The 485-nt window shown below is 57.1% G+C and carries 1 protein-coding gene; it reads right to left on the bottom strand.

What is annotated here, in order from left to right; all coding sequences use genetic code 11:
• Positions 1–310: 310 nt before the first annotated feature.
• On the bottom strand, positions 311–485 hold a 175-nt coding region (locus tag U5771_RS35335), incomplete at its 5' end, for a GMC oxidoreductase (protein WP_322028203.1).

The raw sequence follows: 485 nt of genomic DNA, 5'->3' as shown, positions 1-485 counted from the left end.
GACAGGATCGAACCACTCTTGAAAGGCGTGCCCTTCAAGGACGGAACACCGGTGATCGAGAGCACGCCGGCTCCTGCGCAACCGCTTGCCGCCTGATCTTGCTGCTCGACCGTCATACACCACATTTGACATTAGCTCATTTCCTCTCACGGACATCAGGATCGAAGAAAGCGGCTGCCTGGCCAGTCGCGGATGTGATTTTTCACTTGACGCCGGCCCCGCTAAGAGGCGCCAAATCAAATGCCAATGCCAAGAACGACCGGGATTCCGGAGTGACGAAGTTAATTTTCTCTACGCCAGTGCCTATGCTTCATGTCGACAATACTCCGCCACGAATTGTCTCCACCGCCCTGCCTTCCCGCTTTCGATCTGCACGAATCATCTCGCTAGCGCGCTCCGCGATCATCAGCGTCGGCGAATTAGTATTGCCGGACGTGATCGTTGGCATGACCGACGCATCGACGACCCGCAAGCCGCTCACGCCG

The organism is Burkholderia sp. BCC1977, assembly GCF_905339595.1.
GTDB lineage: Bacteria > Pseudomonadota > Gammaproteobacteria > Burkholderiales > Burkholderiaceae > Burkholderia.
This window is presented reverse-complemented; position numbering and strand designations above follow the sequence as displayed.